19 protein-coding genes are annotated in these 22,921 nt (G+C 71.6%); 13 read left to right on the forward strand and 6 right to left on the reverse strand.

Annotation, left to right across the window (positions count from 1 at the left end; translation table 11 throughout):
• Positions 1–161: 161 nt before the first annotated feature.
• Positions 162–1,385 carry a cation:proton antiporter gene (locus AB0J04_RS11435; protein ID WP_363168138.1) on the reverse strand — a complete coding sequence of 408 codons (1,224 nt, stop codon included), beginning with the start codon at positions 1,383–1,385 and terminating at the stop codon, positions 162–164.
• Between the two features lie 4 nt (positions 1,386–1,389).
• Positions 1,390–1,875, reverse strand: a complete 486-nt coding sequence (locus AB0J04_RS11440; RefSeq protein WP_363168139.1) for a TrkA C-terminal domain-containing protein — start codon at positions 1,873–1,875, stop codon at positions 1,390–1,392.
• Positions 1,876–2,125: 250 nt separating this feature from the next.
• On the opposite strand from AB0J04_RS11440, the gene AB0J04_RS11445 reads away from it, so the two are divergent.
• The 4 genes from AB0J04_RS11445 (at position 2,126) to AB0J04_RS11460 (ending at position 6,210) form a co-directional block, all read left to right on the forward strand.
• Positions 2,126–3,124, forward strand: coding sequence for a sensor histidine kinase (locus AB0J04_RS11445; protein ID WP_363168140.1), 999 nt, complete (start codon positions 2,126–2,128; stop codon positions 3,122–3,124).
• A complete protein-coding gene (locus AB0J04_RS11450) occupies positions 3,121–3,837 on the forward strand; it encodes a response regulator transcription factor (RefSeq protein WP_363168141.1) in 717 nt (238 codons plus the stop codon). Before AB0J04_RS11445 ends, AB0J04_RS11450 begins: the two co-directional genes overlap by 4 nt.
• A gap of 66 nt (positions 3,838–3,903) precedes the next feature.
• Complete coding sequence (miaB, locus tag AB0J04_RS11455) at positions 3,904–5,433, forward strand: tRNA (N6-isopentenyl adenosine(37)-C2)-methylthiotransferase MiaB (protein WP_363168142.1); 1,530 nt, start codon at positions 3,904–3,906, stop codon at positions 5,431–5,433.
• 63 nt (positions 5,434–5,496) lie between these two features.
• Positions 5,497–6,210 (forward strand): class III extradiol dioxygenase subunit B-like domain-containing protein, encoded by a 714-nt coding sequence (locus tag AB0J04_RS11460; protein WP_363168143.1) that lies wholly within the window; start codon positions 5,497–5,499, stop codon positions 6,208–6,210.
• Positions 6,211–6,397: 187 nt separating this feature from the next.
• On the opposite strand, the gene AB0J04_RS11465 is transcribed toward AB0J04_RS11460, so the two are convergent.
• Both AB0J04_RS11465 and AB0J04_RS11470 read right to left on the reverse strand, forming a co-directional pair.
• Positions 6,398–6,667, reverse strand: a complete 270-nt coding sequence (locus tag AB0J04_RS11465) for an antitoxin (RefSeq protein WP_363168144.1) — start codon at positions 6,665–6,667, stop codon at positions 6,398–6,400.
• Positions 6,668–6,692: 25 nt separating this feature from the next.
• On the reverse strand, positions 6,693–7,022 hold the full coding sequence (locus AB0J04_RS11470; RefSeq protein ID WP_363168145.1) for a hypothetical protein: 330 nt from the start codon (positions 7,020–7,022) through the stop codon (positions 6,693–6,695).
• Positions 7,023–7,203: 181 nt separating this feature from the next.
• Between AB0J04_RS11470 and miaA the strand changes: the two genes are divergently transcribed.
• The 6 genes from miaA (at position 7,204) to hflX (ending at position 15,502) form a co-directional block, all read left to right on the forward strand.
• Entirely contained in the window at positions 7,204–8,142 is a 939-nt protein-coding gene (gene miaA / locus AB0J04_RS11475) for a tRNA (adenosine(37)-N6)-dimethylallyltransferase MiaA (RefSeq protein ID WP_363168146.1), read from the forward strand.
• Between the two features lie 108 nt (positions 8,143–8,250).
• Complete coding sequence (locus tag AB0J04_RS11480) at positions 8,251–8,760, forward strand: hypothetical protein (protein WP_363168181.1); 510 nt, start codon at positions 8,251–8,253, stop codon at positions 8,758–8,760.
• 32 nt (positions 8,761–8,792) lie between these two features.
• Positions 8,793–9,662, forward strand: coding sequence for a diaminopimelate epimerase (gene dapF, locus AB0J04_RS11485; protein WP_363168147.1), 870 nt, complete (start codon positions 8,793–8,795; stop codon positions 9,660–9,662).
• Between the two features lie 299 nt (positions 9,663–9,961).
• Positions 9,962–12,151 carry an HD domain-containing protein gene (locus AB0J04_RS11490; RefSeq protein ID WP_363168148.1) on the forward strand — a complete coding sequence of 730 codons (2,190 nt, stop codon included), beginning with the start codon at positions 9,962–9,964 and terminating at the stop codon, positions 12,149–12,151.
• Positions 12,152–12,347: 196 nt separating this feature from the next.
• Positions 12,348–13,871, forward strand: coding sequence for a M1 family metallopeptidase (locus AB0J04_RS11495; protein ID WP_363168149.1), 1,524 nt, complete (start codon positions 12,348–12,350; stop codon positions 13,869–13,871).
• A 137-nt stretch (positions 13,872–14,008) separates the two neighbouring features.
• Entirely contained in the window at positions 14,009–15,502 is a 1,494-nt protein-coding gene (gene hflX / locus AB0J04_RS11500; protein ID WP_363168150.1) for a GTPase HflX, read from the forward strand.
• A 97-nt stretch (positions 15,503–15,599) separates the two neighbouring features.
• On the opposite strand, the gene AB0J04_RS11505 is transcribed toward hflX, so the two are convergent.
• Together AB0J04_RS11505 and AB0J04_RS11510 are read right to left on the reverse strand one after the other, a co-directional pair.
• Positions 15,600–16,790, reverse strand: a complete 1,191-nt coding sequence (locus tag AB0J04_RS11505; protein WP_363168151.1) for a hypothetical protein — start codon at positions 16,788–16,790, stop codon at positions 15,600–15,602.
• 252 nt (positions 16,791–17,042) lie between these two features.
• A complete protein-coding gene (locus tag AB0J04_RS11510) occupies positions 17,043–18,263 on the reverse strand; it encodes a hypothetical protein (protein WP_363168152.1) in 1,221 nt (406 codons plus the stop codon).
• Positions 18,264–18,543: 280 nt separating this feature from the next.
• Here AB0J04_RS11510 and AB0J04_RS11515 point away from each other — a divergent pair, with 280 nt between their 5' ends.
• The 3 genes from AB0J04_RS11515 to AB0J04_RS11525 all read left to right on the forward strand — a co-directional run bounded on the left by AB0J04_RS11515 (position 18,544) and on the right by AB0J04_RS11525 (position 22,880).
• A complete protein-coding gene (locus AB0J04_RS11515) occupies positions 18,544–20,103 on the forward strand; it encodes a diaminobutyrate--2-oxoglutarate transaminase family protein (RefSeq protein WP_363168153.1) in 1,560 nt (519 codons plus the stop codon).
• A gap of 160 nt (positions 20,104–20,263) precedes the next feature.
• A complete protein-coding gene (locus AB0J04_RS11520; protein WP_363168182.1) occupies positions 20,264–22,141 on the forward strand; it encodes an IucA/IucC family protein in 1,878 nt (625 codons plus the stop codon).
• 115 nt (positions 22,142–22,256) lie between these two features.
• A complete protein-coding gene (locus tag AB0J04_RS11525; protein ID WP_363168154.1) occupies positions 22,257–22,880 on the forward strand; it encodes a GNAT family N-acetyltransferase in 624 nt (207 codons plus the stop codon).
• The last annotated feature ends 41 nt before the right edge of the window (positions 22,881–22,921 follow it).

A 22,921-nucleotide genomic window follows, 5' to 3' on the forward strand; every position in this document is an offset into this window, starting at 1 on the left:
CCGTAGCCGTAGCCGTAGCCGTAGCCGTAGCCGTAGCCGTAGCCGTAGCCGTAGCCGTAGCCGTAGCCGTAGCCGTAGCCGTAGCCGTAGCCGTAGCCGTAGCGGCAGCGGCAGCCGTCAGCGGCCGTGCTCAGCCGCCGGCAGGCATCAGCGGCTGTGCCTCAGTCGCCCACCCGCGTCGGCGGCAGCGCCTCGGGCAATTGCTCCGGCTTGCCGTTGTCCTGGGCCGCCCGGCGGCGCGCCCAGCGAGCCGCCAGGGGTTCCGTGTAGCGGGCGGTGATCGGGCCCGCGATGACCAGGATCAGGACGTATGCCGTGGCCAGCGGACCCAAGGACGGCTCGATCCCGGCGGTGACGGCGAGTCCGGCGATGACGATCGAGAACTCCCCGCGCGCCACCAGCGCACCGCCCGCCCGCCAGCGACCCTTGACCGATATCCCGGCCCGCCGGGCCGCCCAGTAGCCCGTGGCGATCTTCGTAGCGGCGGTGACGACCGCCAGCGCGAGGGCGGGCAGGAGCACCGGAGGGATGCTCGCCGGGTCGGTGTGCAGCCCGAAGAAGACGAAGAAGACCGCGGCGAACAGGTCCCGCAGCGGGCTCAGCAGGGTGTGCGCCCCCTCGGCGACCTCCCCGGACAGCGCGATGCCCACCAGGAACGCCCCCACCGCCGCCGACACCTGGAGCTGCTGCGCCACGCCCGCGACCAGGATCGTCAGCCCCAGCACGACGAGGAGCAGCTTCTCCGGGTCGTCGCTCGACACGAACCGGGAGATGACCCGGCCGTAACGCACCGCCACGAACAGCACGAGCCCCGCGACCCCCAGCGCGATCGCCACGGTCACGCTGCCGGCCGCCAGCCCCACCCCGGCCACCAGGGCGGTGACGACGGGCAGGTAGACCGCCATGGCCAGGTCCTCCAGCACCAGCACGCTCAGGATCACCGGCGTCTCCCGGTTGCCGACCCGGCCCAGATCGCCGAGCACCTTGGCGATCACCCCGGACGACGAGATCCAGGTGACGCCCGCCAGCACCACGGCCGCCACCGGCCCCCAGCCCAGCAGCAGCGCGGCGGCCGCGCCCGGCACGGCGTTGAGGGCACAGTCGACGAGACCTGCCGGATAGTGGCACTTCAGGTTGGAGACCAGATCGCTCGCCGTGTACTCCAGGCCGAGCATCAGCAGCAACAGGATGACGCCGATCTCGGCGCCGATGGCGACGAACTCCTCGCTCGCGCCCAGCGGCAGCAGCCCGCCCTCGCCGAAGGCCAGCCCGGCCAGCAGATACAGCGGGATCGGCGAGAGCTGGAAGCGGGCGGCGAACCGGCCGAGCAGGCCGAGGCCGAGGATGATGGAACCGAACTCGATGAGCAGGACTGCGGAGTGCACCGGATCACTCCCGGCCGAGTATCGCCGCGGCCGCGTCCACGCCCTCGCGGGTGCCGATGACGATGAGCGTGTCGCCGCCCGCGAGCCGGAAGTCGGGCGTCGGGGACGGAATCGCCTCGGCCCGGCGCAGAACCGCCACGATCGAGGCTCCGGTCTCCGTGCGCATCCGGGTGTCGCCCAGCAGCCGCCCGTTCCAGCGCGAGGTGGCCGCCACCTCGACCCGCTCGGCGACCAGTCCCAGGTCCGTGGTGTAGAGCAGGCTCGGGCTGTGATGGGAGGGCATCAGCGCGTCGATCAGCGCGTCCGCCTCGGTGCCGGTCAGCCGCAGGGACTGGGCGCAGGAGTCGGGGTCGTCGGCCCGGTACACGCTGAACGTGCGGGTGCCGTCGCGGTGGGCCACCACGGAGAGGTGGCGCTGCTCCCGCGTCACAAGGTCGTACTGGACTCCGATGCCTGGCAGCGGTGTCATTCGGAGGCGTGGAGCAGACACGTTTCTTCCCCTTGCTGGTCGCGGGCGGTTGTTCCTGTGACGTGTAGTGGCGTCTGCTGACGTCTGCTGACGTCTGCTGACCTTCTTCTGACCTTCTTCGGCGAGTGCCCGGAGCAGCCATGCTGCCATCCCCCCGTACGGTGACGACATGGGTGTCGTGACGGATGGACAGGGCCGACGGTGGACGAAGAGGCTGGTCACGGCGGTGCCATGGCAAGGGGGAGAGAGCGGGAGAGGAGGAGCCGCGCACGTGTCGTTGTTCTGGCGGATCTTCGTCCTCAACGCCTTCGGCCTGGTCGTGGCGGCCGCGCTGCTGCTGGGCCCGGTCACCGTCTCCACGCCCATACTGCCGGGCGAGGTGCTCGTCGTGGTGGCAGGCCTGGCCGCGCTGCTGACCGTCAACGCGGTCGTGCTGCGCGTCGGACTGGCCCCGCTGGGGCGGCTGGGCCGGGCCATGGCCGACGCCGACCTGCTGCACCCCGGGGCCCGTGCCGTCGTCTCGGGGCCGGTCGAGACGGCCGAACTGATCACCACTTACAACGCCATGCTGGACCGGCTGGAGGCCGAACGCGCCGCCAGCGCGGCCGGGGCGCTGTCCGCGCAGGAACGCGAGCGCCACCGCATCGCCCGTGAACTGCACGACGAGGTCGGCCAGACCCTGACCGCCGTGCTGCTCCAGCTCAAGCGCGTGGCCGACCGGGCCCCCGCGGACCTGCGCGAGGAACTGGGCCAGGCGCAGGAGGCCACCCGGGCCGGCCTCGACGAGATCCGCCGCATCGCCCGTCGGCTGCGCCCCGGCGTCCTCGACGAACTCGGCCTGCTCAGCGCGCTGCGCTCGCTCGCCGCAGAGTTCACCACCCATGGACTGACCGTGCGCCGTGAGCTGCGCACCGGTCTGCCCCCGCTGACCGAGGAGACGGAACTCGTGTTCTACCGCGTGGCCCAGGAAGCCCTCACCAACACCGCCCGGCACTCCGGCGCCGACCGCGCCGAACTTTGCCTCCGCCCGGTCGCCGACGGCGTCGAACTCCTCGTCCGGGACAACGGCAGCGGCCTGGGCGCGGCGGCGGAAGAGGGCGCCGGCATCCGGGGGATGCGCGAACGGGCCCTGCTGATCGGGGCGACCCTCACCGTGTCGGCGAGGGCGCACGGCAGCGGCGGCGGGACCAGGGGGACGGAGATACGGCTGCGGGCGGCGGCCGGCGCCGACCGACCGGACGCCGCCGCCCCTCCGGGAGGTCACCGATGACGGACGGTGCCTCGGCGACTTCGCCCGCCCCGACACCCGCACCACCCACCCCGCCGATCCGCGTTCTCCTCGCCGACGACCACACCCTCGTCCGTCGGGGAGTGCGGCTGATCCTGGACGGCGAGCCCGATCTGACGGTGGTCGCCGAGGCCGGTGACGGAGCCGAAGCGGTCGAGCGCGCCCGGGCCGGGGACATCGACCTGGCCGTCCTCGACGTGGCAATGCCCCGGATGACCGGTCTCCAGGCGGCCCGGGAACTCTCCCGCCGCCTCCCGGAACTGCCCATCCTCATCCTGACCATGTACGACAACGAGCAGTACTTCTTCGAGGCCCTCAAGGCCGGAGCCGGCGGCTATGTCCTCAAGTCGGTCGCCGACCGGGACCTGGTCGAGGCCTGCCGGGCGGTCGTGCGCGACGAGCCGTTCATCTACCCGGGCGCGGAACGGGCCCTCGTCCGCTCGTACCTGGACCGACTGCACCGGGGCGACGGCGGCGGTCTCGACGGACTGCCCGAGCGGCCCATCACCGAGCGCGAGGAGGAGATACTCAAGCTGGTGGCCGAGGGCCACACCTCCAGGGAGATCGGCGCGCTGCTCTACATCAGCGCCAAAACGGTCGAACGGCATCGTGCCAACCTCCTGCACAAGCTCGGCATGCGCGACCGCCTGGAGCTCACCCGCTACGCGATCCGCGCCGGACTCATCGACCCCTGAGGCCGGTCGGAGGCGCCTGGGACAAAGGGAGACGGGTGTTCCTCGTGGAGCGCCTACCCTTGAGCCATGACCAGCAGCAGCGACCGGAGCCTCGCAGTGGACGTTCACACACCCAAGAGCTATGAAATCCGCACTTACGGGTGCCAGATGAACGTCCATGACTCCGAGCGATTGTCCGGGCTGCTCGAAGAGGCCGGGTACGTGCGCGCGCCCGAGGGGTCCGACGGCGACGCGGACGTTGTCGTCTTCAACACCTGTGCGGTGCGGGAGAACGCCGACAACCGGCTGTACGGCAACCTCGGCAGGCTCGCGCCGAGGAAGGCGAGCCGTCCCGGGATGCAGATCGCGGTCGGCGGCTGCCTCGCGCAGAAGGACCGCGACACCATCGTGAAGCGGGCGCCCTGGGTGGACGTCGTCTTCGGCACGCACAACATCGGCAAGCTTCCGGTGCTGCTGGAACGCGCGCGCGTGCAGGAAGAGGCGCAGGTCGAGATCGCCGAGTCGCTGGAGGCATTCCCGTCCACTCTGCCGACCCGCCGCGAAAGCGCTTACGCGGCCTGGGTGTCGATCTCCGTCGGCTGCAACAACACATGCACCTTCTGCATCGTCCCGGCCCTGCGCGGCAAGGAGAAGGACCGCCGCACCGGCGACATCCTCGCCGAGATCGAGGCGCTGGTCGGCGAGGGCGTCTCCGAGATCACCCTGCTCGGCCAGAACGTAAACGCTTACGGCAGCGACATCGGCGACCGCGAGGCCTTCAGCAAGCTGCTCCGCGCGTGCGGCGCGATCGAGGGCCTGGAGCGCGTCCGCTTCACCTCGCCGCACCCGCGCGACTTCACCGACGACGTCATCGCCGCCATGGCCGAGACGCCCAACGTCATGCCGCAGCTGCACATGCCGATGCAGTCGGGGTCCGACACCGTCCTGAAGGCGATGCGCCGCTCCTACCGGCAGGAGCGCTACCTCGGGATCATCGACAAGGTCCGCGCCGCCATCCCGCACGCGGCGATCACCACCGACATCATCGTGGGCTTCCCCGGCGAGACCGAGGAGGACTTCGAGCAGACCCTCCACGCGGTCCGCGAGGCCCGCTTCGCCCAGGCCTTCACGTTCCAGTACTCCAAGCGGCCCGGCACCCCGGCCGCGACGATGGAGAACCAGATCCCCAAGGAGGTCGTGCAGGCGCGGTACGAGCGTCTTGTCGCCCTTCAGGAGGAGATCTCCTGGGAGGAGAACAAGAAGCAGGTCGGCCGCACCCTGGAGCTCATGGTGGCCGAGGGCGAGGGCCGCAAGGACGGCGCCACCCACCGCCTCTCCGGCCGCGCCCCCGACAACCGCCTGGTCCACTTCACCAAGCCGGAGCAGGAGGTCCGCCCCGGCGACGTCGTCGTCGTCGAGGTGACGTACGCCGCTCCGCACCACCTCCTGGCCGAGGGCGCCGTCCTGGAGGTGCGCCGCACGCGCGCGGGGGACGCCTGGGAGAAGCGCACCGCGGAGAAGGCGGCGAAGCCGGCCGGCGTGCTGCTCGGTCTGCCCAAGATCGGGGTGCCCGCCCCGCTTCCGGTCGCCACGGGCAGCGGCTGCGGCTGCGACTGACGCGTCCGGCGCGGCCCCCGAGTGGTTGCCCCGTGGGTCTCCTACGGGGCTACCCTGCCGATCATGCTTGTCGCCGCCGCAGTCTGCCCCTGCCCGCCCCTTCTCGTGCCCGAGGTGGCCGCGGGCGCCGCTCCCGAGCTGGACGCCGTGCGCACGGCCTGCTCCGACGCGCTGGCCGTGCTGGCGGCCGCCAGGCCGGACCGGCTCGTGGTCGTCGGACCGGCCGAGCAGTCCGCACGCGGAGCGCATCCGGAGGGCGCCCGGGGTTCGTTCCGCGGCTTCGGGGTGGACCTCTCCGTGCGGCTCGGCCGCGGCGACGACACCGCGTCCCCGCGCGAACTGCCGCCGTCCCTCGCCGTCGGCGCCTGGCTGCTGGAGCGGACCGGGTGGTCGGACGCCCCGATCGAGGGACTGGGCGTGGGCGAGCCGCTGACGCCCGAACGGTGTCTGGAGGCCGGCAGGGAGATCGCCGGGGCGGCGGGACGGGTCGCGCTGCTGGTGATGGGCGACGCGAGCGCGTGCCGGACGCTGAAGGCGCCGGGCTATCTCGACGAGCGCGCGGCGCCGTTCGACGCGGAGGTCGCGCGGGCGCTCGGCGCGGCGGACGTAGCGGCCCTCAAGGCACTGGACCCCGAGCCGGCGTCCGAGCTCAAGGCCTCGGGCCGGGCGCCCTGGCAGGTGCTCGCGGGCGCCGCCGAGGACGCGGGGCTGACCGGTGTGCTGCTGTACGAGGACGCCCCGTACGGGGTCGGGTACATCGTCGCGACCTGGTCGTAGCGCCGGGCCGCCGGATGGTGTAGCCGTACCGCGGGTGACACAGCGGGTGACACAGCGGGTGACACAGCGGGTGACACAGCGGGTGACACGGCGGGTGAGCGACGGGCGGAACGGCAGCTGAGACGGCGGACGGCCGCGAGCGTCTGCGCTTCGCGGCCGTCCGCCGTCTCACCGTTTCGCCGTCCGCTCAGGAGGCCGGCGGGGGCGGGCCGGGCGGCGTGAACGTGTCGCCGCCGCCTGCCGGCGGCTCCTTGTGCGCGATCCGGTCCATGGCGCCCTTGGCCTTGTCGGTGCCCGTGTGGATCCTGTCGCTGTACTTGCCCTTGGTCTTCTCGTCGACGACCTTCGCGGCCTTGTCGATACCGTGCTGGACCTTGTCCCCGTGCTGTTGCGCGAGGTCAGAGACCTTGCCCTTGGCCGGGGCGAGCCTGGCCTTCAAATTGTCCAAAAGGCCCATGGGCCACCTTCCCTCGCGGATGCGTTCACGTGCGGGCGCCCTCGCCGGCCTCGCTGTCGGCCGCTTCCTCGGCCGACTGCTGCCGGGGGATCTCGACGCCGTCGGTGGCGGCGACCGGCTCGGCTGCCGGCCCCGTCACCGTCTCTGTCTCTGTCTCTGTCTCTGTCTCTGTTTCCGTCGTGTCCCCCGCTTCGGCCTTCTCATGCACGGTCTCGGCGGCCTGCTCCGCCTCGGCGCTCTCCTCCGGGGTGTCGTCCGGCGTCGTACCGGACGGTGCCTCGGTGGCGGTCGCCTCCTCGGTCGCAGCCTCCTCCGAGGTCTTCGGCCTCCGGAAAAGTCGCGCCAAAACGCCCATATCCACTCCATACGGTACTCGTGCGGGCGAAATCCCGCGTTGGCCGGTGCGTCCGATTGCGCCACCGGGGCCGCCGCCCCCGTGCGGGGCGACGGGAATCTCGCAACGGGCAACGACCCCGGACCGGCGTCGTCACGTAACTCGTTCGAGGGCGGGTGTCGAGGTTTGCGAGACTGGTGCCGTGAGCAGCGCACCCCCCACCCCCCGCGTCATTGCCGTCGTCGGACCGACCGCAGCCGGAAAGTCCGATCTGGGCGTCTTCCTGGCCCGGCGGCTCGGCGGCGAGGTCGTCAACGCCGACTCCATGCAGCTCTACCGAGGGATGGACATCGGCACCGCCAAGCTGACGCCCGAGGAACGTCGAGGCGTCCCGCACCACCTTCTGGACGTCTGGGACGTCACCTTCACCGCCTCCGTCGCCGAGTACCAGCGACTGGCACGCGCGCGGATCGACGCCCTGCTCGCCGAGGGCCGGTGGCCGGTTCTCGTCGGCGGCTCCGGGCTGTACGTCCGCGGCGCCGTCGACAACCTGGAGTTCCCCGGCACCGACCCCGAGGTCCGCGCCAGGCTCGAGGAGGAGCTGACGCTGCGCGGATCGGGCGCGCTGCACGCCCGGTTGGCCGCCGCCGACCCCGAGGCGGCGCACGCGATCCTGCCCGGCAACGGCCGCCGAATCGTCCGGGCCCTGGAGGTGATCGAGATCACCGGAAAGCCCTTCACGGCCAATCTGCCCGGCCATGACTCCGTCTACGACACCGTCCAGATCGGGGTCGACGTGGCCCGTCCCGAACTCGACGAGCGCATCGCCCGCCGCGTCGACCGGATGTGGGACGCGGGGCTCGTGGACGAGGTGCGCGCGCTGGAGGCGCAGGGCCTGCGCGAGGGGCGTACGGCATCGCGCGCGCTCGGCTACCAGCAGGTTCTCTCGGCCCTCGCCGGCGAGTGCACGCAGGCCGAGGCGCGCGCGGAGACCGTCCGTGCCACCAAGCGCTTCGCGCGCCGTCAGGATTCGTGGTTCAGGCGCGATCCGCGGGTGCACTGGTTGAGTGGGGCTGCGGCTGATCTCACAGAACTTCCGGAGCTCGCGCTGGCGTTGGTGGAACGACCGGTCACAGCCTGATCACGTCATGGCATCGGGACGCCCAGGCCGTCATCCGGGCATCCGGTGCCGTGCCATCATCGAGCTTCGATCGACCAAGTGGAGTCCGAGTTGGGAGGGCGCGTGGCGATGGAGGCCGGCCCTCGCGACACCGCACAAGGCACCGAGCACGTCACCACCGAGCGTGGTGAACCGGAGCCCGAGGAAGCACGTCTGAGCCCCGACGGGCCGGACGAGGACGAGACTGCGGGCGGGGTGACCGACGACGGTCCCGAGCCCGAGGAGATGTTCGCGGGCGGCCCCGAGGTCGAGGTCGAGCTGCGCCCGCAGCGCCGGCTCCGGATCTGGCAGCTCGCGCCCATCGTGGCGCTGGCCGCGCTCGGCTCCCTGATGTTCGCCTTCCCGCTCGCCTTCGACTTCGGCGACAGCGGGGCCATGATCGCCATGCTCGGGCTGCTGATCTGCTCCTGCGCGGCCGGCTGGGGAATGATGGCCGCCCGCCGCGTTGGTTACACGTGGCCGGGCCTGCCCCAGCGCGGCTCCGGCCGGCGGCCCGACTGGCGGGTCGTCCTCGCCTACGTCGTGATGGTCGCCGCGGTGGTGGCCCTGGCCGTCGGACGGGTCGCCCGGCTGCGCTGAGCTCCGCTTCTGCCACCCCGTACGATCGAGGGATGAGCACCCGGATCGCCTTCCTCAAGGGGCACGGCACCGAGAACGACTTCGTGATCGTCCCGGACCCCGAGAACGCCATCGACCTCCCCCCGGCCGTCGTAGCCGCCCTGTGCGACCGTCGCGCGGGCATCGGCGGGGACGGACTGCTGCACGTCGTGCGGTCGGCCGCGCACCCCGAGGCGAAGGACATGGCGGCCGAGGCGGAGTGGTTCATGGACTACCGCAACGGCGACGGCTCCGTCGCCGAGATGTGCGGCAACGGGGTCCGGGTCTTCGCGCGCTACCTCCAGCACGCCGGCCTCATCCCTGGGGGGGACCTCGCGGTCGCCACGCGCGGGGGCGTCAAGAGTGTGCACCTCGCCAAGGACGGGGACGTCACCGTCGGCATGGGCAAGGCCCGCCTTCCCGAGGGGGAGGTCACGGTCAGCGTCGACGGGCGCAGCTGGCCCGCCCGGAACGTGAACATGGGCAACCCGCACGCCGTCGCCTTCGTGGACGACCTCGCGCACGCGGGCCCGCTGTACGCCCCGCCGCCCTTCAGCCCCGCCTCCGCCTATCCGGACGGCGTCAACGTCGAGTTCGTCGTGGACCGCGGCCCGCGGCACGTGGCCCTGCGGGTGCACGAGCGCGGGTCCGGCGAGACGCGCTCGTGCGGCACGGGCGCGTGCGCCGTCGCCGTGGCGGCCGCCCGCCGGGACGGCTCCGACCCGGCCGTCACCGGGACGCCCGCCACGTACACCGTGGACCTCCCCGGCGGCCGCCTGGTGATCACCGAGCGGCCCGACGGCGAGATCGAGATGACCGGGCCCGCAGTGATCGTGGCCACAGGTGAGATCGATCCCGAGTGGCTGGAAACAGTCGTTCGCTGACGCGGCCGCGGCTTGGCATCGGAGGCCGGGACGGCCCGGAGGTGCACCGGAGCATCCTCGGGGCCTGGTCGCGGGTTCGAATTCACGACGGCCTTCAGGTCAGGCGGCTCAAAACCGTAAACCCCCGATCCTTCGCTCGAATGGGTGATCCGTTTCACGCTCGGCGAGAGGCGGTCAGTCGGGCGTGGTGGGCTCGGTAGCATCAAGCACCGGCCCGGACGGGGGACCGTTCACCAGTCCCCTGAGCCGTGTCCGCCCTGGGACACCCCGTCCGCCGGTCCACGCAGCCGGAGGTGCCCATGAGTGCGGAGGCCACGAACCCTGCGACGCCAGGCCCGGTAGTGCCTGTAGTGCCTGCCGCCCCCCGCAGGCGCAGTCGCCCCCGGATCGACCTGCGCCGCCTGGGTCGGGCAGCGTTGCTCGGCCCGGCCTCCCGCGGCCGGCTGCCCGACGCGATCGGCCATGTGGTCGAGGCCCACCGCGCCCACTACCCCGACGCCGACCTGCAACCGTTGCACCGCGCCTACGTGCTCGCCGAGTCCTCGCACCGCGGCCAGATGCGCAAGAGCGGCGAGCCCTACATCACCCACCCGCTCGCCGTGACGCTGATCCTCGCCGAACTCGGCGCGGAGACCACGACCTTGACGGCGTCTCTGCTCCACGACACCGTCGAGGACACCGATGTGACCCTCGATCAGGTCGGGGAGCAGTTCGGCGCCGAGGTGCGCTATATCGTCGACGGCGTCACGAAGTTGGAGAAGGTCGACTACGGGGCGGCCGCCGAGCCCGAGACCTTCCGCAAGATGCTCGTCGCCACCGGCAACGACGTCCGCGTGATGTCGATCAAACTCGCAGACCGGCTGCACAACATGCGCACCCTCGGCGTGATGCGCCCCGAGAAACAGGAACGCATCGCCAAGGTGACCCGGGACGTCCTCATCCCGCTCGCCGAACGCCTCGGCGTCCAGGCGCTCAAGACCGAGCTGGAAGACCTCGTCTTCGCGATCCTGCACCCCGAGGAGTACGAGCACACGCGCGAGTTGATCGTCGACAACGCCTCCCGCGCGGACGACCCCCTCGCCGAGTTCTCCGAGGCCATGCGCGTGGTCCTGCGGGACGCCGACATCCAGGCCGAAGTCCTCATTCGGCCACGGCACTTCGTCTCCGTGCACCGCGTGTCCCGCAAGCGCGGCCGGATGCGGGGCGCCGACTTCGGCCGCCTGCTGGTACTCGTGAACGAGGACGCCGACTGTTACGCGGTCCTGGGTGAACTGCACACCTGTATGACGCCGGTCGTCTCGGAGTTCAAGGACTTCATCGCCGTCCCCAAGTTCAACCTGTACCAGTCGCTGCACACCGCCGTCGCCCGTGAGGACGGCCAGGTCGCCGAAGTCCTCATCCGCACCCACCAGATGCACAAGGTCGCCGAGGCCGGCGTCGTCGCCCTGGGCAATCCCTACACGGGACCCGCGGAGGAGCAGACCGGACAGGGAGTCCCCGCCGACGAGGAACGCGTCGACCCCACCCGGCCCGGCTGGCTCTCCCGCCTCCTGGACTGGCAGGAGGGCGCCCCCGACCCCGACACCTTCTGGTCCACCCTGCGCGAGGACCTCGCCCAGGACCGCGAGATCACCGTCTTCCGCCCCGACGGCGGAACCCTCGGCCTGCCCGAGGGAGCCACCTGCGTGGACGCCGCCTACGAGCAGTACGGCGAGGACGCGCACGCCTGCATGGGCGCCCGTGTCAACGGCCGCCTGGCGACCCTCAGCACCGTTCTGCGGGACGGCGACACCGTTCAGCTCCTCATGGGTCAGGATCCCGCCTCGGAGCCCTCCAGGGAGTGGCTGGAGCACGCCCACACGCCCGCCGCCCGGATCGCCATCCAGCGGTGGCTGGCCACGCACCCGACCCCGGCCGAGCACGAGGGCTCCGCACCGGCAGCGGACTCCGGGGCCTCCGGAACGGCCAAGGCCGCCGAGGCGACCGCACGGTCCACGGCCGACGAGCCCGCTCCGCGGCCCGGCGCCGCGATCACCGTCGTCGACCGGCCCGAGGCGAGCGTCCGGCTCGCCGGGTGCTGCACGCCCGTACCGCTCGACGAGGTCACCGGCTTCGCGGTGCGCGGGGGAGTGGTGACCGTGCACCGCGCCGAGTGCGCCGCCGTGGCGCGCATGGTGGACGCGGGGCGCGAGGAAGTCGACGTGAGCTGGGGCGACACCACCGGATGCCGGGTCACCCTGGTCGCCGAATCGTTCGGCCGCCCCCATCTGCTCGCCGACCTCACCGAGGCCATGGCGCTGGAAGGCGCGGAGATCGTCTCCGCGACCGTCGAGCCCCCGAGCCAGCAGCGGGTCCGCCACACCTACACCGTCCGGCTCCCCGACGCCGCCCAACTGCCCACCCTCATCAGGGCCATGCGGAACGTGCCCGGGGTGTACGACGTCGGCCGCGCACAGCACCACGCGCCGGCCTCCGCGGGGCCTGTCTAGCGCACGCACACGCGTGTGCCCGAGCCGCGCGTGCGTCCCGCCCGAGCGTCGCGCACGCGCGCGTGAGCAACGAGTTCGGGGTCGATGAGGCGCGGTCGATACCGGAGCGTCACGCACGCGCGCGTGAGCAACCCGTTCGGGTGGACCGGGCGCGCGTCGCCCACGCGGTGGCCGTGCGCGCTGGTAGCGGTGGTGCATGCTGCTCACCCCCCGCGTCCGGCTGAAATCCGCGCTGCTCGCCTCGGCCGTCTCCGTCTGTCTAGTCGCCGCGAGCGCACCGGCGGTCCCGCTCGGCGTCGGCGACCGCCTCTTCCCGCACCTGGGCAACCCTGGGTACGACGTCGCGTCGTACGACCTGGCCTTCACCTATTCCGGCACCAACAGCAAACCCCTCCAGACCGTCACGACCATCGACGCCTGGACCACCGCCGCCCTGGACCGGATCAACCTCGACTTCGCCCACGGCAAGGTCGACTCGGTCGAGGTCGACGGCGAGCCCGCCGCCTTCGTCGGCGCAGGCGATGACCTGGTGGTCACCCCGGAGGACTCGCTCACCCCGGGCAGCTGGATGCGGATCACCGTGCGGCACATCAGCGATCCCGTGAGCACCGCCGACCGCGACGGCGGCTGGGTCAGGACCGCGGACGGCCTCGCCATGGCCAACCAGGCGGACGCCGCCCACCTGGTCTTCCCGTGCAACGACCATCCGTCCGACAAGGCGATGTTCACCATCCGGATCACCGCGCCCAACGACTACACGGCCGTCGCCAACGGGCTGCCGGCCGGCGTCGAACGAGTCGGCGACAGCACCACGTGGACGTACCGCACCCAGCACCCCATGGCCACCGAGCTCGCCCAGGTGTCCGTAGGCCGTTCCACCGTCGTGCACCGCGAGGGGCCGCACGCACTGCCCGTCCGGGACGTCGTGCCCACCAAGGACCGTGCACTTCTCGAACCGTGGCTGAAGAAGACCCCCGACCAGATCTCCTGGATGGAGGGCAAGGTCGGCCCCTACCCCTTCGAGACGTACGGCCTGCTCATGGCCGAGGCGTCCACCGGGTTCGAACTCGAGACGCAGACCCTCTCTCTCTTCGAGAGAGACCTCTTCACCGAGCCCGGCTACCCCAAGTGGTACGTCGAGTCGATCATGGTCCATGAGCTGGCCCACCAGTGGTTCGGCGACAGCGTCAGCCCGCGCACCTGGTCCGACCTGTGGCTGAACGAGGGACACGCCACCTGGTACGAGGCGCTGTACGCGGAGGAGAAGGCGGGCCGCACCCTGGAGGCGCGCATGAAGGCGGCGTACGGCGCCTCCGACCGCTGGCGCGCCGCGGGAGGCCCGCCGGCGCAACCCAAGGCGCCCGACCCCGGCCAGAAGATCAGCATCTTCCGGCCCAACGTCTACGACGGCGCGGCTCTCGTCCTGTACGCCCTGCGCGAGAAGATCGGCCGGCCCGCGTTCCAGCACCTGGAGCGGGCATGGGTGCACAACCACCGCGACTCCACGGCGTCCACGGCCGACTTCCAGAGCCTCGCCGAGGAGATCTCCGGACGTGACCTGTCCGGGTTCTTCAAGGACTGGCTGTACGCCGAGAAGACCCCGCCGATGCCCGGCCACCCGGACTGGAAGTCCGTGGCGCCGACCGCCGCGAAGGGGTCGAAAGCCACACCCCAGGCCGCGCCGCACGCCGCGCCGAAGGCCCCGCCGGCCGCGAAATAAGGCCGTGACGAGACGGGCCGTACCGTGCGACCATCGTGACGTCGGCGCGCACGGGCCACGGGGAATCTCCCGGGGTGCTCGTGCGTTCTCCTTCATGAAGACCGCCGTGTCGGCACCCCCAACGACGTAAGGACCCAATGACCTCCTCTTCTTCCCCTTCCCAGGACACCAAGCGCATTGCGCACGCCTACCCCGAAGGTCTTCGGGCCGATGCCCTGATGGAAGAGGACGTCGCCTGGAGCCACGAGATCGACGGAGACCGGGACGGCGACCAGTTCGACCGCTCCGAGCGCGCGGCCCTGCGCCGCGTGGCAGGCCTCTCCACCGAGCTCGAGGACGTCACCGAGGTCGAGTACCGCCAGCTCCGCCTGGAGCGGGTCGTGCTCGTCGGCGTCTGGACCACGGGGACCGCACAGGACGCGGACAACTCCCTCGCGGAGCTGGCCGCCCTCGCGGAGACCGCGGGCGCGCTCGTGCTCGACGGCGTCATCCAGCGCCGCGACAAGCCCGACGCCGCCACCTACATCGGCTCCGGCAAGGCCGAAGAGCTGCGTGACATCGTCCTCGAGACGGGCGCGGACACGGTCATCTGCGACGGAGAACTCAGCCCGGGCCAACTGATCCATCTCGAAGACGTCGTCAAGGTCAAGGTCATCGACCGTACGGCCCTTATCCTCGACATCTTCGCCCAGCACGCCAAGTCCCGAGAGGGCAAGGCGCAGGTCGCGCTCGCGCAGATGCAGTACATGCTGCCGAGGCTGCGCGGCTGGGGCCAGTCGCTGTCCCGTCAGATGGGCGGCGGAAAGGGCGGCGGCCTCGCCACCCGTGGTCCCGGTGAGACCAAGATCGAGACGGACCGGCGGCGGATCCGCGAGAAGATGGCGAAGATGCGCCGGGAGATCGCGGAGATGAAGACCGGCCGCGAGATCAAGCGCCAGGAGCGCAAGCGCCACAAGGTGCCGTCCGTCGCCATCGCGGGCTACACCAACGCCGGTAAGTCCTCGCTGCTCAACCGCCTCACGGGCGCGGGTGTCCTCGTCGAGAACTCCCTGTTCGCGACCCTCGACCCGACCGTGCGTCGGGCCGAGACCCCGAGCGGCCGCCTGTACACGCTGGCGGACACCGTCGGCTTCGTCCGGCATCTGCCGCACCACCTGGTCGAGGCGTTCCGCTCCACCATGGAGGAGGTCGGCGAGTCCGACCTGATCCTGCACGTGGTGGACGGCTCGCACCCGAACCCGGAGGAGCAGCTGGCCGCCGTGCGCGAGGTGATCCGGGACGTCGGCGCCACCAAGGTGCCCGAGATCGTCGTGATCAACAAGGCGGACGCGGCGGACCCGCTGACGCTCCAGCGGCTGATGCGGATCGAGAAGCGCTCTATCGCGGTCTCGGCCCGTACCGGCCTGGGCATCGAGGAACTGCTCGCGCTGATCGACGACGAGCTGCCGCGGCCCTCGGTCGAGATCGAGGCGCTCGTGCCGTACACCCACGGCAAGCTGGTCGCCCGTGCCCACTCCGACGGCGAGGTGATCTCCGAGGAGCACACCCCGGAGGGCACCCTGCTCAAGGCGCGGGTGCACGAGGAACTGGCGGCGGACCTCGCGCCGTACGTACCGGCACCGGCGGCCTAGGACCAGGCCGTCCTGGCCGTCCGGGGCTGTCGTGGCCCGCTGAACGCCCGAAGGCCCGCCCCTGCTTGCCGCAGGGGCGGGCCTTCGGCGTGTCCGCTCACTGCCCGCCGTAGGTCTTGCTCATGTTCTGGTAGAGCGCCTCGGCCTCCTGGCCGAGCTGCGGTCCTGCCAGCCAGGTGTTGTCGACCGGGCCGATGGAGGTGTTGGAGACCAACTTGGTCTCGCCGTCCACCACCCGGAACCAGCCGCCGCCGGAGGAACCGCCGGTCATCGTGCAGCCGATCCGGTACATCGTCGGCAGCGACGTGCTCAGCGAGAGCCCGCCCGGCCGGTCGATGCACTTGAACATCTTCAGCCCGTTGTAGGGCGCCGCCGCGGGGTAGCCCCAGGCGCCCATCGCGTCGACCTCGGTCGCGGACGGCGCGGAGAAGTCCACGTCCAGTGCCCCGCCGACCGTCTCCTCCAGTGACTTGGAGCCTGCTTCCGGCGTCACATGCAGCACGGCGTAGTCGTACGCGGCGCCCGCGCCGCCGGTCTCCGAGCCGCCGGCGATCCACTCGTTCGAGGTCGATGCCCAGTCGGCCCACCAGTTGCCGTAGGGGGCGATCTCCGAGGCCTTGGCGTCGCCGAGCTGCGCCTCGGTCTTGCCGAGGTCGTTGTAGGCCGGGACGAAGACGAGGTTGCGGTACCAGCCGCCGTCGCCACCGGCGTGCACACAGTGGCCGGCCGTCCAGACGAGGTTGGACTTGCCCGGGTGGTTCACGTCCGTGACGACCGTCCCGGAGCAGACCATCGTGCCCTCGGGAGAGTCGAAGAAGACCTTGCCGACCGGGGCCGCGTTCTCGTGGTACGGCGTCTTCTCGGCCTCCGCCTCGACGGGCGTCGGCTCCGGGTCGCTGACGCCCTCGGCGGCGGCGTCCTTCGTCGTGACCGTCTTGTCGGCCTCCTTCGCGGACTGCATCCGCTCCGGCTTCCACAGCCCCTCGATCACGGGGTTGACGAAGTCCTTGGCCTCGCTGAGCCACTTGTCCTTGTCCCAGTCCTGCCAGCCGCCGTCGGCCCACTTGTCGACGTCGATGCCGTGCTTCTTGAGCTTGTCGGCGATCTCGGCCGGGACCTGGGCCTTGCCGGCACCGGCACCGGAGGCGGTGGCGGTGGCGGACTGGGAGGCGGCGGCAGCCGCCTTGTCGTCGTCGGAGCCGTTGCAGGCGGTGGCCGTCAAGGCCAGGGCGGTGGCGAGCCCGGCCGCGAGCAGGGTGCGCGCGACGGGCGTACGTGCGGAACGCATGGTGCGATGTCCCCCGTTGAAGCGTGTGGGTCGGTGGAGCGTGGGCATGGGCCATGACCTGGCAGGGGGCCACGACCCGGAAAATGGGCCACCCCCTTGGGTGTCATGCGCCTGTCACGCGGGCATCCGAGTTCACGCGGTGATCGCCCACAGACAACACCCCACTATGCCCGTGGAATTCGGGACGAACGGCGGTGGGACGGTGAAGGTTCCCGTCAGACGTCCCACCGCGCGCACAGCGCCCCGATCCGGCTACTGACCGGCGAACTTGTCGCGCACCGAGTCGTACACGCCCTTGGCCACCTCACCCAGCCGCGGTCCCGCGAGCCAGCCCGAATCCGCCGGGCCGATCGAGGTGTTGGACACCAGCGCCGGCTTGCCGTCCGACCCGTCGGCGACCCAGCCGCCGCCCGACGAACCGCCGGTCATCGTGCAGCCGATGCGGTACATCGTCGGGTCCGCGGAGCTCAGCGAGAACCGTCCGGGCCTGTCCTGGCACTGGTACAGCTTCTGCCCGTCGTACGGCGCAGCCGCCGGGTAGCCCGTCGCCGTGATGCTGCTCACCTTCGCCACCGCCGGGGCGTCGAAGTCCACCGGCAGCGCCGAACCGACCGTCTCCTCCAGGGACTTGCCCGAGCCGCCCTCCTCCGGCGTCACATGGATGACGGCGTAGTCGTACGAGGCGCCGGCACCGCCGGTCGGGCCGCCCTGCGCGATCCACTGGTCCGAGGTCCGAGTCCAGTCGCCCCACCACACGCCGTACGGAGCCGCTTCCTCCTTGGTGGCGGTCTCCAACTCCTTGGACGTCTTCCCGGAGTCGTTGTACGACGGCACGAACGCGATGTTGCGGTACCAGCCGCCGTTCTTGCCGGCGTGCACGCAGTGTCCCGCCGTCCACACCAGGTTGGACTTCCCGGGGTGGGCCGGGTCCTGGACGACCGTCGCCGAGCAGACCATCGTGCCCTCGGGGGCGTCGAAGAACACCTTGCCCGCCTCGGGAACCTTGGCGTGGTACGAGGGCGTGATGGCCTTCGCCTCCACCGCCTGCGGCGTCGCGTCGGTCACACCCTGGTCACCGGAGAGGTCGTTCTCGTCGACTCCGCGGTCCGGGTCCTCGGCCTCCCGCATCCGGTCCGGGTCCCACAGGCCCTTGATGATCGGGTTGATGTAGTCCTGCGCCTCGCGCAGCCAGTCGTCCTTGTCCCAGTTCTTCCAGGCGCCGTTCTTCCACTTGTCGAGATCGATCCCGTGCTCTTTGAGCTTGTCCTTGATGTCGTCCGGGATCGTGATCGTATTGTCGCCGGTCGACGCCGAGGCGCTGGCCTGGCTGTCCGCGTTGGTGTCGCCCGAGTCGCAGGCGGTCGCGGTGAGCGCGAGCGCCGAGGCGAGGGCCACGGCGCCCCACACGGGGGAGGTTCTGCGGCGCGCGTTCCTCCCCCGGCGAGCGGTGAACGACGGCCGTATGGATCGCATGGTCTGACTCCCCCTGCTGTCAACGAACTTGGAACACCGGCCGTTCCCCAGGGCGGAACTCATGGTGCTCTCATACCGAGTTCAAGCGGGTCTCACGGCCATGTGCGATGCCACCACACGATATGCGGTCGCTGTGGGGGACTCCCGACGGAATGGCAACTGTTCGGTCACAGCAAGGATCTTGAGGCAACCCGTAACCAGGAAGGCCGTCCGGGGTTGGTAGCGGTGGGGGGTCGGCTGCCTGCGCCCGGCCCCCTGAACTGCGGGAGGACAGGGAGCCGTGGCCGTCACCGAACCAGTGCCCGAGGGCATCCTGAGACGTCAGTCGGCACGCGAGTCGGCGGCGCGCACGTACGCGCGTGCCCTGCCGATCGTTCCGGTACGGGCACGTGGGCTGACCATCGAGGGCGCGGACGGACGCCGCTACCTCGACTGTCTCTCGGGCGCCGGCACCCTCGCGCTCGGTCACAACCACCCCGTCGTCCTGGAGGCCATCCGCGGGGTTCTCGACTCGGGCGCGCCCCTGCACGTCCTCGACCTCGCGACGCCCGTCAAGGACGCCTTCATCACCGAGCTGTTCCGGACCCTGCCGCCCGGTCTCGCCGACCACGCGCGCGTGCAGTTCTGCGGACCGGCCGGCACGGACGCCGTGGAGGCCGCGCTCAAACTGGTCCGCGCCGCCACCGGCCGCACGGGCGTCCTGGCCTTCACCGGCGCCTACCACGGGATGACCGCCGGATCCCTCGAAGCCTCTGGGGGCGCCTACGACGTACGGGTGGCGCGCCTGCCCTATCCGCAGGACTACCGCTGCCCGTTCGGCGTCGGCGGGGAACGCGGCGCAGAACTCGCCGCCCGCTGGACCGAGTCCGTCCTCGACGACCCCAAGTCGGGCGTACGGCAGCCCGCCGGCATGATCCTCGAACCCGTCCAGGGCGAGGGCGGTGTGATTCCCGCACCGGACGCCTGGATGCGCCGCATGCGACAGATCACCGTGGACCGCTCGATCCCGCTGATCGCCGACGAGGTCCAGACTGGCGTCGGACGGACCGGCGCCTTCTGGGCGGTGGAGCACAGCGGGGTCACCCCTGACGTGATGGTCCTGTCCAAGGCCATCGGCGGCAGCCTGCCGCTCGCCGTCGTCGTCTACCGCGAGGATCTCGACGTCTGGCAGCCCGGCGCCCACGCGGGCACGTTCCGCGGCAACCAGCTCGCCATGGCCGCCGGCACGGCGACCCTCGCCTACGTCCGCGAGAACCGCCTCGCCGAACGCGCAGCCGTCCTGGGAGCCCGCATGCTGGGCCGACTCCGGGACCTGGCCCGGGACTTCCCGTGCATCGGAGACGTGCGGGGGCGCGGGCTGATGATCGGAGTCGAGCTGGTGAACCCCGACGAGGCATGCGTGCCCGGCGGGATCGACGCCCCGCCGGTCGACGCCCACGCCCATGACGGACTCGACGCGACTGCCGACGGCGACGAGGTCCGTGCCGCCAGGCCCCGCACGGTGCCCCGCTCCGGCCCGGTTTCCGCCCCCTGCCCCGCCGCCCCAGCGCTGGCCGTCGCCGTCCAGCGAGAGTGTCTCCGGCGCGGCCTGATCGTCGAACTCGGCGGGCGGCACGCCAGCGTCGTACGACTGCTTCCGCCCCTGACCATCACCGACGAGCAGGCCGCCGCGGTACTGGACCGGCTGGCGGACGCCGTGGCCGCCGCGGCCGGCCACCACGCGCGCGGTGCGGGCAGCCGGGACCACACCCAGCCGAACCACCCCGACGAGCCGAGCAGGCCGCGCCGCCCGCCCGGGCGGGTTCCGCGCCAGGGCGGCCGTGCCGAACGGGCGGGCTAGTCCGGACAGCCGCTGCTGCACCGGCAAGACCACGGACCCGGTCGGCCCCACCACTTCACAAGGAACGACCTTGACCACCTCCCCACTGCCCGCCGACACCGATTCCGCGGCACCCGCGTCCGTCGCCCGTCCCACACCGGCGGCCCCCTCGGGCACAGCCCTGACGCAGGTTCCCGTGCCCCGTGGGCCAGGAGACGGTTCTGCCGCCGACCTCCTGGACCACCCCGATCCCCACACGGCCGCCCAGGCAGCCGCCGTGGAGAACCTGCTGCGCTGCTGGGTGCGCGAGACCGGTCTGCCCGCACCGGGCGACGGCATCCTGCGCGTGACGCTGCCCGCGAGCGGGGTCACCCTGCTCGCCCCCGTCCACTACTGGTCCTCGACGGGCTGGCACCGCTTCGGCCTCCCGCGCCTAGCCGGCGCGCCTCAGCAATCCCCACCCGCGGACGCCGTCACGGTCGCGGCCCTACTGGCCCGCGAGACGCTCACCGCTGCCGACCCGGCTCCCCGTCCCGCGCCCACCAGCGGTGGAGGCGGAGCAGACGTCGACCTGGTCGCACGCGTCGCAGACTCCGTCCGCCGTACCGCGGCCTTCATCAGCGAGCGCCGGGAGCGCCCCGCCCACGACGAACCCGACCTGTTCCTGGCCGCCGAGCAGGCACTGCTCCTCGGGCATCCGCTGCACCCGACCCCGAAGAGCCGAGAAGGACTCTCCGACGGCGAAGCACGCCGGTACTCACCCGAGTCGCGAGGCTCCTTCCTTCTCCGTTGGCTCGCTGTCGCTCCTTCCGTGCTCGCCACCGACTCCGCCTGGACCGAACGTGGCCGCCCCGTGCCCGCCCCCCAGCTGACGGCCCGCCTAGCCGGGGCCGGACTGCCGCTGCCCGACGGGTTCGCCGCCCTGCCGGTGCATCCCTGGCAACTGCGCGAGGCACGGCTTCGTCCCGAGGCCGAGGCACTGTTCGACGCCGGACTGCTCCAGGACCTCGGAGCCCACGGCCTCCCGTGGCATCCCACCTCCTCCGTACGCACCGTCCACCGCTCCGCCGCCCCCGCGATGCTGAAACTGTCGCTGGGGCTGCGCATCACCAACTCCCGTCGCGAGAACCTCCGCAAGGAACTCCATCGGGGTGTCGAGGTACATCGCCTCCTGCGCGCGGGTCTGTCGAAGGAGTGGCAGGCGGCCCACCCCGCCTTCGACATCGTCCGGGATCCGGCCTGGCTCTCGGTCGACGGACCGGACGGGCTCCCGCTGACGGGGCTCGACGTGATGATCCGGCACAACCCGTTCGCCCCGGCGGACGACGTCTCCTGCATCGCCGGACTCGTCGCGCCCCGGTCGCATGCCCTCTGGACCTCGGGGTCGGACGCCCCGACGCCTTCGGTCCACCCCGCCGCCCCGGACTCGGCGCCCGCCCACCGCTCCCGGCTGGCCTCGATCGTCGCGGGACTCGCCGTACGGACAGGCCGGCCGCTGGGGGCGGTCGCCGCCGAGTGGTTCCTGCGCTACCTGGAGCAGGTCGTCCGTCCCGTCCTGTGGCTCGACGGTGAGGCCGGGATCGCCCTGGAGGCGCACCAGCAGAACACCCTCGTCCTCCTGGACTCCGACGGCTGGCCCATGGGCGGCCGCTACCGCGACAACCAGGGCTACTACTTCCGCGAGTCCAGCCGCGCGGAACTCGAAGCCCGCCTGCCGGGCATCGGCGAGCGGAGCGACACCTTCGTCTCCGACGAGGTCACCGACGAGCGCTTCTGCTACTACCTGGGGATCAACAACGTGTTCGGGCTCATCGGCGCGTTCGGTTCCCAGCGGCTCGCCGACGAGCAACTGCTGCTCGCCGCATTCCGTCGCTTTCTCGCCGACGCCGCCTCCGGCCCCGACCGGCTGCGCAGTTCGCTGCCCGCCCGACTGCTCGACTCACCCGTCCTGCGCTGCAAGGCCAATCTGCTGACCCGGTTGCACGGCCTCGACGAGCTCGTCGGCCCGGTGGACACCCAGTCCGTCTACGTCACCATTCCCAATCCCCTCCGCCGCTGAATTGCCGCATCCCGTACCGCCGCCTCGGGTCTCCTCCTGTCTCTTAGCCTCTCTCTGCGCCTCCTGTTCTTCGCCGACGTACCTGCCGCCCCCGACCTGCCGAGAGGAGCCTGCCGTGCCTCCCGTCGAGGCTGACGCCGACACCCGTACGCGCACGCCCGCCGCTGTTCCCGGTCTGTTCGACCGCTTCGGCGACTGGGGGCCCATCGCCACTTCGGCCGGCGCCTTCCGGCTCGTGCCCGTACGGATCGACAGGGACCTCTCGCTCGTCGGCCGGTGGATGAACGACCCGGCCGTCGCGGCGTTCTGGGAACTGGCGGGGCCCGAGCCGGTGACCGAGGGACACCTGCGCCGCCAACTGGCCGACGGACGCAGCGTCCCGTGCCTCGGCCTGCTGGAAGGCCGGCCCATGAGCTACTGGGAGGTCTACCGGGCGGACCTCGACCCGCTGGCGCGCCACTATCCGGCCCGGCCTCACGACACCGGGATCCATCTCCTCATCGGCGGTGTCGCCGACCGTGGGAGAGGGCTCGGTGGCCCGCTGCTCAGAGGGGTCACCGAATTTCTCCTCGGCGGAAGATCCGCGTGCGCCCGCGTCGTCGCTGAACCCGACCTTCGCAACATTCCGTCCATCGCCACCTTTCTGAGCGCCGGTTTCCGGTTCTCCGCGGAACTCGACCTGCCCACCAAGCGGGCCGCCCTCATGGTCAGAGACCGAGTCCCGTCCGATGCTTCGTGACGCCACGCGGTCGTGTCGTCGCTTTTCGTAACGTCTCGCGC

Source organism: Streptomyces sp. NPDC050263 (assembly GCF_040655955.1).
GTDB lineage: Bacteria > Actinomycetota > Actinomycetes > Streptomycetales > Streptomycetaceae > Streptomyces.

What these genes read in the sequence shown, in the direction of transcription:
- dapF (WP_363168147.1), top strand. Translation starts at nt 8,793, where the DNA reads ATGAGCACCCGGATCGCCTTCCTCAAGGGGCACGGCACCGAGAACGAC.
- AB0J04_RS11450 (WP_363168141.1), top strand. Translation starts at nt 3,121, where the DNA reads ATGACGGACGGTGCCTCGGCGACTTCGCCCGCCCCGACACCCGCACCA.
- AB0J04_RS11465 (WP_363168144.1), bottom strand. Translation starts at nt 6,667, where the DNA reads ATGGGCCTTTTGGACAATTTGAAGGCCAGGCTCGCCCCGGCCAAGGGC.
- AB0J04_RS11490 (WP_363168148.1), top strand. Translation starts at nt 9,962, where the DNA reads ATGAGTGCGGAGGCCACGAACCCTGCGACGCCAGGCCCGGTAGTGCCT.
- AB0J04_RS11480 (WP_363168181.1), top strand. Translation starts at nt 8,251, where the DNA reads ATGGAGGCCGGCCCTCGCGACACCGCACAAGGCACCGAGCACGTCACC.
- AB0J04_RS11495 (WP_363168149.1), top strand. Translation starts at nt 12,348, where the DNA reads ATGCTGCTCACCCCCCGCGTCCGGCTGAAATCCGCGCTGCTCGCCTCG.
- AB0J04_RS11460 (WP_363168143.1), top strand. Translation starts at nt 5,497, where the DNA reads ATGCTTGTCGCCGCCGCAGTCTGCCCCTGCCCGCCCCTTCTCGTGCCC.
- hflX (WP_363168150.1), top strand. Translation starts at nt 14,009, where the DNA reads ATGACCTCCTCTTCTTCCCCTTCCCAGGACACCAAGCGCATTGCGCAC.
- miaB (WP_363168142.1), top strand. Translation starts at nt 3,904, where the DNA reads ATGACCAGCAGCAGCGACCGGAGCCTCGCAGTGGACGTTCACACACCC.
- AB0J04_RS11510 (WP_363168152.1), bottom strand. Translation starts at nt 18,263, where the DNA reads ATGCGATCCATACGGCCGTCGTTCACCGCTCGCCGGGGGAGGAACGCG.
- AB0J04_RS11470 (WP_363168145.1), bottom strand. Translation starts at nt 7,022, where the DNA reads ATGGGCGTTTTGGCGCGACTTTTCCGGAGGCCGAAGACCTCGGAGGAG.
- AB0J04_RS11505 (WP_363168151.1), bottom strand. Translation starts at nt 16,790, where the DNA reads ATGCGTTCCGCACGTACGCCCGTCGCGCGCACCCTGCTCGCGGCCGGG.